Raw genomic sequence first — 12,980 nt, forward strand, 5'->3', positions numbered from 1 at the left:
CCACACTAGGAGCTCTCGCATGTCAGTCTCACTCTCCAAGGGCCAGACGGTCTCTCTCGCCAAGAAGGACGGCGGGAGCCTCACGCACGTCCGGATGGGCCTCGGCTGGGACGCCGTGAAGAAGAAGGGCCTCTTCGGGGGCTCGAAGTCGCAGTCGATCGACCTCGACGCGAGCGCCGTCCTCTACGACGCGGCGAAGAACGTCGTCGACCAGGTCTGGTTCCGCCAGCTCAAGAGCAAGGACGGCGCCGTGCAACACAGCGGCGACAACCTGACCGGCGCCGGCGAGGGTGACGACGAGTCGATCACCGTCTTCCTGGACCGGCTGCCCGCCCAGGTCCAGACGATCGTCTTCATCGTGAACTCCTTCACCGGCCAGAACTTCAGCCAGATCGAGAACGCCTTCTGCCGGCTGGTCGACGAGACGACCCGCACCGAGATCGCCAAGTACGAGCTCACCGGCTCCGGTACGCACACCGCCCAGGTCATGGCCAAGGTCAGCCGGGAGGGTGCAGGCTGGTCGATGACGGCGATCGGCAACATCGCCAACGGACGCACGTTCAAGGACCTGCTCCCGGCCATCCAGCCGTCCCTCTGAACCAAGGATTCTCATGTCTGACGAGCTCGACCTCGACGTCACGACGCCGGCCCCCGCGGCGGCCGGCATCCCGCTGACGCCGCCCGCCCAGGCGGCCACGAGCAACCTCGTGCTCGCACCGCCGGCTCCGGTCGCCGTGGTCGAGCCCGAGCAGGCCGCCGGCTCGGTTCCCGTCGACCCGGCGAAGCAGACGGAGCTCCAGGCCCGGGCTGCGGCCTTCGCCGAGGAGCTTGCGGCGATGGACACCCGGAGCCCGGAGTTCACCAAGAAGGTCGAGTCGATCACCTCGATGGGTGACAAGGACATTCGCGCGACCGCGAGCGTCTCCAACCGGATGCTCGAGCGTCCGGCCGCCATCGTGAAGGGCGCCAAGGGAACACCCAGCGGCGACGCCCAGACGCGGGTCTCCAACACCCTGGTCGACCTGCGCAACACCGTCACGGAGCTCGACCCCAACCGCGCCGACCTCACCGGCGTGAAGAAGGTCCTCAAGTGGATCCCCGGCGGCGACAAGGTGCAGCGCTACTTCGCGAAGTACGAGTCCGCCCAGAGCCACCTCGACGGGATCATCAAGTCGCTCGCGTCCGGCCAGGACGAGCTCCGCAAGGACAACGCGGCGATCGAGACCGAGAAGGCCAACATGTGGGCCGCGATGGGCAGGCTCAACGAGTACCAGACCCTCGCCTCCGCTCTCGATGGCGCCGTCGAGCAGAAGATCGCGCAGCTCGAGGCCGCGGGGCGCACGGACGACGCGAACACCATGCGCTCCGACGTGCTCTTCGCGATCCGCCAGCGGCACCAGGACATCCTGACCCAGCTGGCCGTCTCGGTTCAGGGCTACATGGCCCTCGACCTGATCCGGCGCAACAACCTCGAGCTGATCAAGGGCGTCGACCGGGCCCAGACCACCACCGTCGCAGCACTCCGTACGGCGGTCATCGTCTCCCAGGCACTGTCGCGGCAGAAGCTGGTCCTCGACCAGATCAACGCCCTCAACACGACGACCTCGAACCTGATCGAGTCGACCTCACAGCAGCTCAAGATGCAGGGCGCTCAGATCAACCAGCAGGCCGCGTCGAGCACGATCGACATCGCCAAGCTTCAGGCCGCCTTCGACAACGTCTTCGCGACCATGGACGCCCTCGACACGTTCCGCGCTCAGGCGGTCGACAGCATGGCCGAGACGGTCAACGCCCTCGAGGGCCAGATCCAGCGGGCGCGGCCCTACCTCGAGCGCACCCGCGCCGGCGAGGCACGTTCATAGCCTTGCGATACTGGCGCCATGAGGTCCTGGTTCCGCCACCGCGCGAACACCGAGTCGGTGGCTACGGAGCCTGATCCCGACAGTCCCGAGGCACTCGAGGCCGCGCACGCCGAGCTCGTCAGGATGATCAACCGCAATGCAGGGCGCCTACCCGTCGCGGCCGTCGTGGCTGCACGGCGGGTCACCGATCTGGTCGACGACATCCTCGAGAGCCTCGCTGACGATCAGGATCCCGACATCCAGGCAATCGTGTCGGTCCGGGGCATCGTGCGCGACTACCTGCCCACCACGCTCAACCGGTACCTCGCGCTCCAGCCGGATCCCGAGCATGCCGAGCAGGTCACCGAGCAGCTCGATGCACTCGCCCTCGCCGCCGACGAGGTGCTGACGGCGACCCGGAGCCGCGACGCGGACGACCTCCTCACCCAGGGCAACTTCCTGCGCACCAAGTTCTCCGGATCGGACCTGGACCTCTGATGGCCCTGATGCAACGCGGCGCCAATGTCGCGCTCACCCGGGAGGTGCCGTCCCTCACCGGCGTCGTCATCGGCGTCCGCTGGAACGCCGGTGCCGAGACCGCGCTCGACCGGAACCTCGTCATGGCGACCCTGCTCTGCGACCGGCCCCATCACGTGCCGTCGGAGGAGCACCTGGTCTTCTTCAACCAGCTCACCAGCCCCGACGAGTCGGTCAGCCAACGAGAGACCGCCCTCGACGGCGATACGGAGCAGGTCGAGATCGACCTCGCCGGCGTGCCCGACGACATCAGTCGGATCGTCGTGGCTGTCTATGTCAACGAGGGGCCGGGCCCACGACGTACCCTCGGGCAGCTGCGCTCCTGTGAGGTGCGGGTCCTCAACGCCGCCGACGGTGCCGAGCTGGTCCGCTCCGAGGACCTCGCGCCCGCCCTCACCAGCGAGACCGCCCTGACCCTCGCCGAGATGTACCGCCACGACGGGGGCTGGAAGTTCAAGGTGCTCGGGCAGGGGTACGCCGGCGGCGTGAGCGCCATGGCCAGGGACTTCGGACTCTCGGTATGACACTGGACCCGGCACGCGCCCGACCTCGGCCCGACCTCGGATTCCTCACCGTCCGCTCGTCGCGCACGCCGCCGCCTCCGGCCGCTCCGGCTGCACCCGCCGTGCCGGCAGCCCCACTCCGATCAGGCTCGTCACTCCTCGACCTCGACGACGCGCCCGGCCCCGCATCCACGCCGACGCCGGTCAGCGCCGCATCGTCCGTGCTCGACCTCGATGCCCTGCCCTCTGCAGCGCCCACCGCACCGACCGTCGCAGCCCGGAGTTCGCGAACCGCCCTGCCGAGCCTGCCCGGCAGGCGGCTGCCGGAGACGAGCGGTCGAGTCCTCCTCGCCCCGGCGACGCCCAGCGTCGTGCTCTCCCGCGTGGCGAGCGGCATCGGGACCTTGACGATCGAGGCCGCGATCTCGCCGGAGCTGGGGGACGTGCATGTGGGGTGCGCCTACCAGCTCGCCTCAGGGCTCTCGTCGTTCCTCAACGTCGACAGCGGGAAGCCGACCGCCCCGCAGGGAGCCATGCTGCCGGTCCTGGTGGGGAGCAGGGGCCGCTTCGGCCGGATCGCGGTCGACCTGCGCCAGATCCACGACGTCGAGCGGCTGCTGGTCGTCGTACATTCCGCCTCACGGACGCCGGTCCACTGGAACGGCACGCTCGTGATCACCACGCACGCCGGCGCCCGGGTCGAGGCGCCGCTCGACGCCGCCACGGACGGCGTTGCGCTGGCGGCGGTGAGCCTCTACCAGGTGCGCGGCGAGATCGCGCTGCGCACCGAGCTGGACTCCGCCGACTCGGTGCGCAGCGCGTGCGTGGCCTTCGGCTACGACTCGATCGCCTGGCTCGACGACAGGTCGCCGGTCTCCTGACGCCTGTTGTGCCGGACGCTCCAAAAGAAGGCGGCCGCGATGAAGCCGACGCCGACGAGGCCGGTGACGACCTCGGGGATCTCGTGGCCGATGGTCACCAGGAGCAGGATCGCCAGGGCACCGATCGCCCAGTGCGCACCGTGCTCGAGGAAGACGTAGTCGTCGAGGGTGCCCTTGCGGACGAGGTAGATGGTGAGTGATCGGACGTACATCGCGCCGACGCCGAGGCCCAGCGCGATGATCACGGGGTCCGACGTGATGGCGAAGGCGCCGATGACGCCGTCGAAGCTGAAGCTGGCGTCGAGGACCTCGAGGTAGAGGAAGAGGAAGAAGGCGGACTTGCCGACCGCGATGGCCGTCTGGCCGGCACTGGCACCCGATGTGGCGTGGTCGAGCTCCTCCTCGACGTCGAAGAAGTTCCCCAGCCCGTTGACGACCAGGTAGGTGATGAGGCCGACCACGCCGGAGAGCAGCACGTCCTCGGCGTGCTCACGGAAGCCGAGCGCGAAGCCGAAGAGTGTCGCGAGCGCGACCAGGATGGATGCCTCCTCCAGCGATCCGAACTTCTGCAGCACCCGCTCGACCGGGTCGATCCAGTGCAACTCCTTCTCATCGTCGAAGACGAAGTTGAGGAAGATCATCAAGAGGAACATGCCGCCGAAGGCCGCGATCGACGGGTGTGCGTCATGCAGGATGTGGCCGTAGGTGCCCGGTACGTCCGGATCGCCCTTCTCCATCGCCAGGTTCCACGCCCGTAGCGGCGAGAGGTGCGCGGTGATACCGACGACGACGAGCGGGAAGAGCAGGCGCATCCCGAAGACCGCGATCACGATGCCGACGGTCAGGAACAACTTCTGCCAGAACGCCGACATCCGCTCGATCACGCGCGCGTTGACGACCGCATTGTCGAAGGAGAGGGACACCTCGAGCACGATGAGGATGGCGGTGACGGTCAGGCCGGTCACGCCTCCATAGAGGGCGGCGGCGACGAGCCCCAGCACCGTGATGCCGAAGGCCCAGCCGAACGTCTTGAAGATCATGAGGCCGTAGTCTCGCATCCCGCACCAACCGGCGGGATACGACAGCCTCCGGCGTCAGCGCGCCCCGAAGTCCTGGACCGCGATCCAGCGACGCCGCGAGTTGTCGTAGACCAGGCCGATGCCGCTCAGCCGGTACGACGCCGTGAGGATGTTGGCGCGGTGGCCGGGGCTGTGCATCCACGCACGGACGGTCGCCTTCGCCGAACGGGCGCCGATCTCGATGTTCTCGCCGGCCTCCTGAAGACCACAGCGCGGAAGCAGGCTGGCCAGGTTGGAGTGGTGGAAGCTGTTCTCCCGGTCCATCTGGTTCGCGAGCTCGGCCGCGAATCGGTTGGCGCACTTGAGGGGCCGGAGGGCCCGCAGCCCCCGGCTCGTGCGCTCCCGGTTGACCAGGCGCAGGATCTCAGCGCGGTAGGCCCTCATCACCTTCGCATTCTGTTCCTTGCGGGGCTTGAAGGCGCCCGAGCCGCTGGCGTGCGCCGGAGCGGAGACGACAAGTGCGGACGAGACGGTCAGCGCGAGGAGCAGCGCCTTGAGGGCGGCCATGGGGATACCTCCGATGGTTCAGGGAGCAGCGGTGAACGATCCCATCGTGCGCTCCGGCTCCCAGTACGCCCGCATCGAGGTCACCCGGCCCTCGTCGTTCACGACGTACACCATGATCAGGTCCGTCACCGTGAAGGAGCCGTCGGCGAAGGCGGTCCGGATCTGGCCGATGTTGGCGCAGGTGTTCGAGCCGGGGTTCGCGAACGAGTCGTTGATCCGGAACTCGAAGGAGTCGATCGGCGCGATCGCCGCCTCCCAGAAGGCGGAGATCCCGGTGTGGCCGTGGTGGCCGCGTCCCTCGGGGTCGAACATCGACGGACCGACGGGGTCCTCGAGCACCGCGTCCTCGGCGTACACCGTCAGCCACTCGGCGAGGTCGCCGCGCGCCACGGCCGCGTAGGAGCGCTGCGAGGCCGTCCGCGCAGGATGGGGGTCGTTGGGGGCGTTCCAGATGATCGCTGCGGGAAGGCTCTCCACCGTCATGCCGATATCAGAACACGTTCTATTCCTGATCCGCTACCGTGCGGCGCATGACCGCCGCGAAGTGGACCCCCGCCGACATCCCAGACCTCACCGGGAGGGTCGCCGTGATCACCGGCCCGAGCCTCGGCGGCATCGGGTACTTCACCGCCCTCGAGCTCGCACGCAAGGGCGCGCACGTCATCCTCGCCGGCCGCAGCCAGGCGAAGCTCGACGAGTCGGCGGCGGCGATCAGGCGCGAAGCCCCCGCGGCACAGCTCACCGCGACGACCCTCGACCTCACGAGCTTCGAGTCCGTACGTCGTGCGGCCGGCGAGCTCGCCGCCCTCGGGCCGATCGACCTGCTGCTCAACAACGCCGGCATCATGGCCACACCGCACGGCCGGACGAAGGACGGTCTCGAGCAGCAGATCGGCACCAACCACTACGGTCCCTTCCTGCTCACGGGGCTCCTCTTTCCGCAGCTCGAGGCGGCACCGGCGGGACGGGTCGTCACTGTCGCGAGCCTCGCCCACACGCTCGTCAGGACGCCGCCGCTGGACGACCCGCGCGCCGACATCCCGGGCTACCACCGCTGGCCGACGTACGGCCGCTCCAAGCTGGCCAACCTGCTCTTCACCTACGAGCTCGACCGACGGCTCAGCGCGAAGGGCAGCACGGTCACGGCGCTGGCGGCGCACCCCGGCTTCGCGCACACGCACATCGTCGCGAACGGCAAGACCTTCGGGCCGCTCTCCCGGATGCTCAACAAGTCCTACCGGATCATGGCCCAGGACGCCGCCGGCGGCGCCCGGCCGACCCTGATGGCAGCGACCGCGCAACTCCCCGGCGGCACCTACGTCGGCCCGGGCGGGCCCGCCGAGATCGCGGGCGCTCCGAGGATCGTCCGGTCGACGAGGCTGTCCCACGACACCGACGCCGCAGCACGCCTCTGGAGCCTCTCGGAGGAGGTCACCTGCCTCGCCTGGCCGTGATCCGGCCATGAGCGTGCCCTGCCGCTAGGCAGTTAAGTTACCGACGGGTAGCATGTTCCCGTGAGCCACTACAAGAGCAACCTGCGAGACATCGAGTTCAACCTCTTCGAGGTCTTCGGCACGGACAAGCTGCTCGGCACCGGTCCCTGGGCCGAGCTCGACATCGACACGGCGAAGGAGATCCTCGCCGAGGTCGAGCGCATCTCCCGCGAGGACCTTGCGGCCTCCTTCGAGGACAGCGACCGCAACCCGCCCGTCTTCGATCCCACGACCAACACCGCGCCCGTCCCGGCGTCCTTCAAGAAGTCCTACGACACCTGGATGGAGTCGGGCTTCTGGAGCCTGCAGGCCCCCGAGGAGATCGGCGGCACCCCCGCCCCGTCCTCCCTGGTGTGGGCCACGGCCGAGATGATCTGCGGCGCCAACGCCCCCATCTGGATGTACGGCGCCGGCCCCTTCTTCTCTCGCGTCGTCTTCGAGAACGGCAACGAGCGCGACAAGCGCATCGCCGAGATCATGGTCGAGAAGCTCTGGGGCGCCACCATGGTGCTGACCGAGCCCGACGCCGGCTCCGACGTCGGCGCCGGCAAGACCTACGCCACCCCCAACGAGGACGGCTCCTGGAACATCTCCGGCGTCAAGCGTTTCATCACCAGCGCCGAGTCGGACCTGCAGGAGAACATCATGCACCTCGTGCTCGCGCGTCCGCGCGGCGTCGAGGGCGTCGGCGGCCCGGGCACGAAGGGCCTCTCGCTCTTCCTCGTCCCGAAGTACCACTTCGACCACGAGACCGGTGACCTGACCGGCGAGCGCAACGGTGCGTACGTCACCAACGTCGAGCACAAGATGGGCATCAAGGTCTCCAACACCTGTGAGGTCACCTTCGGCGACCCGCAGATCGGTGGCGGCGAGCCGGCCAAGGGCTGGCTCCTCGGCGAGGTCCACGACGGCATCCGCCAGATGTTCGACGTCATCGAGAACGCTCGCATGATGGTCGGCACCAAGGCGATCGCGACGCTGTCGACCGGCTACCTCAACGCACTCGAGTACGCGAAGACCCGCGTCCAGGGCGCCGACCTCACCAACCCGGCGAAGGACGCCCCGCGCGTCACCATCACCCACCACCCCGACGTGCGTCGCTCCCTACTCGTGCAGAAGTCGTACGCCGAGGGCATGCGCGCCCTCATCTACCTGACCACCTCGTGGCAGGACAAGATCCTCCAGCACAAGGCCGACGGCACCACGGACTCCGAGGAGGCCAAGCTGGCCGTCGCGGTCAACGACCTGCTGCTCCCGATCGTCAAGGGCTACGGCTCGGAGAAGGCGTGGACGCTCCTGGGCACCGAGTCGCTCCAGACCTTCGGCGGCTCCGGCTTCCTGCAGGAGTACCCGATCGAGCAGTACGTCCGTGACGCCAAGATCGACTCGATCTACGAGGGCACCACGGCGATCCAGGGCCAGGACTTCTTCTTCCGCAAGATCGTCAAGGACCAGGGCAAGGCCATCGGCCAACTCTCCGCCGACATCAAGGCCTTCCTCGCCGAGGACGGCAACGCGGAGCTCAAGGCATCCAAGGACCTGCTCGCCAAGGGCCTCGAGGACGTCGAGGGCATCGTCGGCCACATGTTCACCGACCTCATGTCCGCCCAGGACGAGATCAACAACATCTACAAGGTCGCGCAGAACACCTCGCGCCTGCTGCTCAGCATCGGTGACGTCGTGATCGGCTGGCTACTCCTCAAGCAGGCGGAAATCGCCGCAAACGCGCTTGCCACAGGTGCCTCCCAGAAGGACACAGCGTTCTATCAGGGGAAGGTCGCCGCGGCGAAGTTCTTCGCTTCCTACACTCTCCCCAAGATTGCCGCCGAGCGAGCGATCGCGGAGGCGGTCGACAACTCGCTCATGGAGTTCAGCGAGGACATCTTCTGAGATCCCAAGCACCACGAGCGGCCCGTCCGGCAGCCCGCATCCGCGGGTACCGGGCGGGCCTTCTCTTTCTCATCACCGCCGTGCTTCTCGCCGGCCTCATGCAGCCCGCCGAGGCTGCCAAGAAGCACAAGAAGCACGGGCCCAAGCCACCGCGGTCGTTGACCACGAACGACTTTCCCGATCCGAGCGTCGTCAAGACGTCCAACGGCTACGTCGTCGTCGGCACCGGTCCCAACCTGCCCCGGATGACGTCCCGCAACGGCCTGGCCTTCAAGGCCGCCGCTCCGGCCCTCACCCGGGCGCCCGCCTGGGCGCGCGGCGTCGGCATGTGGGCCGCGGACCTGGTTCAGCGCGGCGCCCGCTGGGTGCTCTACTTCGCCGCGCCGGTGCGCGGGGGGAAGTCCTCGAGCCACTGCATCGGCGTCGCGACCGGCGCCCGACCCGACGGCACCTTCACGCCGCTGGACGACGCGCCACTGGTCTGCCCGGCCGGGCTCGACACTCCGCCGGCCGAGGACCAGTTCATCGACACCCCGGGCGCGACGACGTCCAACCCAGCCACGGCACATGGGGCGATCGACCCATCGTTCACCATCCTCGGAGGACGTTCCTACCTGCTCTACAAGACAGACGGATCGCCCTCGACGATCCGGTTGCTCCCGTTGAGCGGTGACGGCCTCCACGCGGCCGCGGCCAGCCGCCAGCTCCTCACTTCATCGGGCGTGGTCGAGAATCCCGTGATCTTCCGGCACGGCCCCTTCTGGTACCTGCTCACCTCCGAGGGCAGCTATGCCACGTGCAGCTACCGCACTGTGTGGCGACGTTCGAAGAGCCCGCTCACGAGCTGGCAGCACCAGGCCGCCCACCTCTTCCTCAGCACCAGCAAGCAGGGGCTGTGTGGCCCGGGCGGCGCGGACGTCGTCACGAACGGCAAGAATCTGCTCGTCTACTTCCATGCGTGGACGTGTCGACACCGGTACCAGACCTGCGACGCGCCGCTCAACCCACGACGGTCACCCGTGCGGGCCGTCTACGGCCTCCGTCTCGGCTTCACGAAGCACGGCTTCCCGATGGTCGACCGCTGGCTGAAGCCACGCTTCAACCGCTGAGTATCAGCGCTTGGCGCGCGGGCGGTACGCCGCCGGCGTACGGCTGAAAGCGGCCTCCCGGGCGATCTTGGCGTTGGTGCTGAAGAGCAGGCGCAGCTGCTCGATCCGCTCGCGCGAGAAGGTGCGGCGGGGCGAGCGGCCCCAGGTGTCGTCGAAGAGGCGCTTGGCGGCCGCGAGGGCGTCGGGCGACTTGGTGGCGAGCTTCTGCGCGAGCGCCGTGGCGGCCGTCACGGGGTCGGCGTCGAGCTGCGTGACGAGGCCGAGCTCGTGGGCCTCGGTGCCACTGATCGTCTCGGCGGTCATGGTGAGCAGCTTGGCGCGGTCGATGCCGATCAGCTCGGAGAGCGACTGGATGCCCGACATGTCGGGGATGATCCCCCACTTGCCCTCGAGCACCGACCAGCTCGAGTCCGGCGTCGCGATCCGGAAGTCGGCGCCCAGCGCGATCTGCACACCTCCGCCGAGGCAGTGGCCGTGGACCGCCGCGATCACGGGAACGGGCACCTCCCGCCACGCCCAGGCGGCGGCCTGGAAGGTGTTGGTGCCGGCCTTGCGCCACGGGCGCGGCGTGAAGGCCTTGGCGACGGCGGCCGGCTTCTTCAGAACGCTCGCGAAGTCCAGGCCGGCGCAGAAGGCGTCACCCTCACCGGCGAGGACGACGGCGCGGAGCGTGGTGTCCTTCGCCAGGCGGCGCGCGGTGGCCGTCAGCTCCTCGAGGAGTGGCAGCGTGAGGGCGTTGAGCTTCTCCGGGCGCGCGAGGCGCACGTGGGCGATGCCGTCGGTGATCGTGCAGGTGACGAGAGCCATGCGCTCGAGTCTAGCCGTAAGTTACTTGGGAGTAACTGCCTTGGTCCGCGCGCTCAACGGACTCCAGCCGACCGCGTTGCGAGCCTGGACGGCGACCGCATAGGTCACGCCCTTCCTGGCCTTGAGGGCGAGTTCGGTCGCCCGGACCGAGGCGCGGACCGCCAGGCGGCGAGCCACCGTCGCGCGGTGCTTCCGGATGGCGTAGACGGTGAGCTGGTAGCCCGTGACCGGCTTCGTCCCGGCCGATCCCGGCGCCCACGAGAGGACCACCGTCTTCCGTCCCCCCTTGTGGCCGGCCCGGATCCCGGCCCGCGGCGCACTCGGCACCCGCGGGACGACGTACGCCGGCAGGACGGTGCTGACCGCGGTGGTGCTGGTTCCGGCGTCGGAGTGGGCGATGACCATCACCCAGTAGGTCGCAGCCGGGAGACCGGTGAAGGTCGCGCTGGTCGCCGACGGGGTCAGGCCGTCATGCTCGGCGACGAGGGTCGACCCGCGTCGTAGGACGACGTCGTAGCTGCTCACCGTGTCCTTGGCGGGCGCCTTCCAGCTCACGGAGATCTGGCCGGAGCGGGGCGTGACCGCTGCCGAGAGGCCACGGACCTGGGCGGCCTGGTCGCCGGCGGCGTCACAGCCCGCGACGGTCAGTGAGTAGGCGCCGAGGCTGGCGTAGCCGTCGTAGCCGCCCGAGGCCCAGTTGCCGCCGAGGTTGCCGCCGCCGCGCACGATCGCGACATAGGGGCCGCCCGCCGAGTCGAGCGTCACGCTGCTGCCCTGCCCGGTGGTGACGGGGGTCCAGGTCGCCTGGTCGAGCGACTGCGTCGTCGTCGGGTCGGCGGACTGGACGGGCGCGCCACTCCCTGCGACGGCGATCGTGAGGTCCACGTCGAGATCCGGGCCGATGCGGGCGACGTCGGTGCTGACGGTCGCACCGGCGGCGCAGGACCCCAAGGAGTAGTAGGCCGCGGCGTTGGAGGCGGTGATGTATCGGGTGGCGCCGTCGACCTCCAGCGGTTTGGCGAGCGTGCCCGTCTCGGTCGACCTCGTGCCGGCGATCGAGCGGATGATCGCGACGTCGTCCTGGAGCGCGATCCGCTCGCCGTCACTCCAGTTCGTCGCGCCGGGATAGCTGCCCTTGGACCACTGGCTGACGGCGTTGTAGTAGCTGGCTCCCATGATCGGTGCCCAGACGCGAGCCTTGCTCCAGTCGGACTCACCGGGCGCGTAGTAGCTGTCGCCCGTGGTGCTGTCACCGTCGTGGACCAGGCCGAAGGTGTGGCCGGCCTCGTGAGCGGCCGCCTCGGCGATGGACGAGGGGATGTCGCTGAGCGCACTCGGGAAGACCCAGGCGATCTGGTTGCAGTCCGCCGCGCCACATTGGGCCGCCGACATCTCGCTGGTCGGGAGGTCGATGAGGCCGGTCCAGGCGACGCCGCCGCACTCCCCGTCGAGGGCACGGGTGGCGGGGTTGTCGCAGATGACGAGCATCGGCAGCTGCGAGTCGGTCACCACGACGCGGGTTCCGAAGGTCTGGTCGCCCGTGCTGGTCCGCTCGAGCGCAGCGTCGCCCGGGTCCTCGGTCGTGACGTCGACGTCGAAGGCGCTGTAGTCCTCGGCGACGCGCGCCCAGATCTCCTGGACCGCCGCCTCCTCCTGGTTGTTGAAGGTGGACCCGTCGCCGGCAGGATCCCAGCCCCCGTAAGGCCCCGCAGCGAGGTCATCGTCGGCGGCCCAGCCGGTGGTCGATGACAGGTCCACGCCGTCGAAGTCGAGGAAGATCGTGTGCTTCGATCCCTTCAGGCTGTGCAGCGTGAAGGTGTCGGCGAGCGGATAGGGCGTGTCTGTGGGATCGGCGACGAAGCTCGAGGCCTGCGTCGGCGCTGTCGGGACCTCCTCCTTGTAGAAGACCCGACCGGCCGGGCTGACCCACGCGGTCGGGTCGGAGTCCAGCACGCCGGTGAGCTCGACGGACGAGAGCCCGGCTTTCTCGGCCACGGCCGGGAGCGCGGCGCCCAGGGCCTCCACGGCGGCATGGCCGTGCGTGGGCTTCTCGAGACCGGTGGAGACCGGCGTCGGGCGCACGGGCGTCCCCGACGCGGAAGCGGTCGAGGTCGAGGTCGGAGCGTTCGTGGAGAGCTCCATGCCCGGGACGACGGGCTGCAGAGTGGTCACAGTGGCCTGCGCCAGGCCGCTGTGAGCGGTGGCTGAGTGCTCCGATCCGGACGCCAGGGTCGCCGCACCGGTCACGGTGATGGCGAGCGCGGCGATACCCATTCCGAGGCGACCGGGCAGCTTCACATCAGGAGGTTACGGCCGGCGTGCGGAAAATATGA

13 protein-coding genes are annotated in these 12,980 nt (G+C 69.0%); 8 read left to right on the top strand and 5 right to left on the bottom strand.

Annotated features, from left to right (window positions below; translation table 11 throughout):
• Positions 1–19: 19 nt before the first annotated feature.
• From LH076_RS14390 to LH076_RS14410, 5 genes are read left to right on the top strand one after another with little or no spacing between them, the layout of a single operon-like run.
• Positions 20–598 carry a TerD family protein gene (locus LH076_RS14390; protein WP_227781446.1) on the top strand — a complete coding sequence of 193 codons (579 nt, stop codon included), beginning with the start codon at positions 20–22 and terminating at the stop codon, positions 596–598.
• A 13-nt stretch (positions 599–611) separates the two neighbouring features.
• Positions 612–1,862, top strand: coding sequence for a toxic anion resistance protein (locus tag LH076_RS14395; protein ID WP_227781447.1), 1,251 nt, complete (start codon positions 612–614; stop codon positions 1,860–1,862).
• An 18-nt stretch (positions 1,863–1,880) separates the two neighbouring features.
• A complete protein-coding gene (locus LH076_RS14400) occupies positions 1,881–2,339 on the top strand; it encodes a hypothetical protein (protein ID WP_227781448.1) in 459 nt (152 codons plus the stop codon).
• Positions 2,339–2,902 (top strand): TerD family protein, encoded by a 564-nt coding sequence (locus LH076_RS14405; protein WP_227781449.1) that lies wholly within the window; start codon positions 2,339–2,341, stop codon positions 2,900–2,902. Before LH076_RS14400 ends, LH076_RS14405 begins: the two co-directional genes overlap by 1 nt.
• Positions 2,899–3,762, top strand: coding sequence for a hypothetical protein (locus LH076_RS14410; RefSeq protein ID WP_227781450.1), 864 nt, complete (start codon positions 2,899–2,901; stop codon positions 3,760–3,762). Before LH076_RS14405 ends, LH076_RS14410 begins: the two co-directional genes overlap by 4 nt.
• On the opposite strand, the gene LH076_RS14415 is transcribed toward LH076_RS14410, so the two are convergent.
• The 3 genes from LH076_RS14415 to LH076_RS14425 are packed head-to-tail and all read right to left on the bottom strand — an operon-like array spanning position 3,717 to position 5,831.
• Positions 3,717–4,802, bottom strand: a complete 1,086-nt coding sequence (locus LH076_RS14415; RefSeq protein WP_227781451.1) for a DUF475 domain-containing protein — start codon at positions 4,800–4,802, stop codon at positions 3,717–3,719. The genes LH076_RS14410 and LH076_RS14415 overlap by 46 nt on opposite strands.
• A gap of 54 nt (positions 4,803–4,856) precedes the next feature.
• Positions 4,857–5,348 carry a CAP domain-containing protein gene (locus tag LH076_RS14420; RefSeq protein ID WP_227781452.1) on the bottom strand — a complete coding sequence of 164 codons (492 nt, stop codon included), beginning with the start codon at positions 5,346–5,348 and terminating at the stop codon, positions 4,857–4,859.
• Between the two features lie 18 nt (positions 5,349–5,366).
• Positions 5,367–5,831, bottom strand: a complete 465-nt coding sequence (locus LH076_RS14425; protein WP_227781453.1) for a nuclear transport factor 2 family protein — start codon at positions 5,829–5,831, stop codon at positions 5,367–5,369.
• Between the two features lie 47 nt (positions 5,832–5,878).
• On the opposite strand from LH076_RS14425, the gene LH076_RS14430 reads away from it, so the two are divergent.
• The 3 genes from LH076_RS14430 to LH076_RS14440 all read left to right on the top strand — a co-directional run bounded on the left by LH076_RS14430 (position 5,879) and on the right by LH076_RS14440 (position 9,840).
• A complete protein-coding gene (locus LH076_RS14430) occupies positions 5,879–6,802 on the top strand; it encodes an oxidoreductase (protein WP_227781454.1) in 924 nt (307 codons plus the stop codon).
• 60 nt (positions 6,803–6,862) lie between these two features.
• Entirely contained in the window at positions 6,863–8,731 is a 1,869-nt protein-coding gene (locus tag LH076_RS14435; RefSeq protein ID WP_227781455.1) for an acyl-CoA dehydrogenase, read from the top strand.
• A gap of 80 nt (positions 8,732–8,811) precedes the next feature.
• Positions 8,812–9,840, top strand: a complete 1,029-nt coding sequence (locus LH076_RS14440; RefSeq protein WP_227781456.1) for a family 43 glycosylhydrolase — start codon at positions 8,812–8,814, stop codon at positions 9,838–9,840.
• Positions 9,841–9,843: 3 nt separating this feature from the next.
• Here LH076_RS14440 and LH076_RS14445 read toward each other — a convergent pair whose 3' ends face one another.
• Positions 9,844–10,647 carry a crotonase/enoyl-CoA hydratase family protein gene (locus LH076_RS14445; RefSeq protein WP_227781457.1) on the bottom strand — a complete coding sequence of 268 codons (804 nt, stop codon included), beginning with the start codon at positions 10,645–10,647 and terminating at the stop codon, positions 9,844–9,846.
• Between the two features lie 21 nt (positions 10,648–10,668).
• On the bottom strand, positions 10,669–12,945 hold the full coding sequence (locus LH076_RS14450) for a fibronectin type III domain-containing protein (RefSeq protein WP_227781458.1): 2,277 nt from the start codon (positions 12,943–12,945) through the stop codon (positions 10,669–10,671).
• Positions 12,946–12,980: the final 35 nt, after the last annotated feature.

This window comes from Nocardioides sp. Kera G14 (assembly GCF_020715565.1).
Classification (GTDB): domain Bacteria; phylum Actinomycetota; class Actinomycetes; order Propionibacteriales; family Nocardioidaceae; genus Nocardioides.

Bases quoted from the DNA above. Each gene is read 5' to 3' on its own strand.
- LH076_RS14390 (WP_227781446.1), top strand. From the start codon at position 20: ATGTCAGTCTCACTCTCCAAGGGCCAGACGGTCTCTCTCGCCAAGAAG.
- LH076_RS14395 (WP_227781447.1), top strand. From the start codon at position 612: ATGTCTGACGAGCTCGACCTCGACGTCACGACGCCGGCCCCCGCGGCG.
- LH076_RS14400 (WP_227781448.1), top strand. From the start codon at position 1,881: ATGAGGTCCTGGTTCCGCCACCGCGCGAACACCGAGTCGGTGGCTACG.
- LH076_RS14405 (WP_227781449.1), top strand. From the start codon at position 2,339: ATGGCCCTGATGCAACGCGGCGCCAATGTCGCGCTCACCCGGGAGGTG.
- LH076_RS14410 (WP_227781450.1), top strand. From the start codon at position 2,899: ATGACACTGGACCCGGCACGCGCCCGACCTCGGCCCGACCTCGGATTC.
- LH076_RS14415 (WP_227781451.1), bottom strand. From the start codon at position 4,802: ATGATCTTCAAGACGTTCGGCTGGGCCTTCGGCATCACGGTGCTGGGG.
- LH076_RS14420 (WP_227781452.1), bottom strand. From the start codon at position 5,348: ATGGCCGCCCTCAAGGCGCTGCTCCTCGCGCTGACCGTCTCGTCCGCA.
- LH076_RS14425 (WP_227781453.1), bottom strand. From the start codon at position 5,831: ATGACGGTGGAGAGCCTTCCCGCAGCGATCATCTGGAACGCCCCCAAC.
- LH076_RS14430 (WP_227781454.1), top strand. From the start codon at position 5,879: ATGACCGCCGCGAAGTGGACCCCCGCCGACATCCCAGACCTCACCGGG.
- LH076_RS14445 (WP_227781457.1), bottom strand. From the start codon at position 10,647: ATGGCTCTCGTCACCTGCACGATCACCGACGGCATCGCCCACGTGCGC.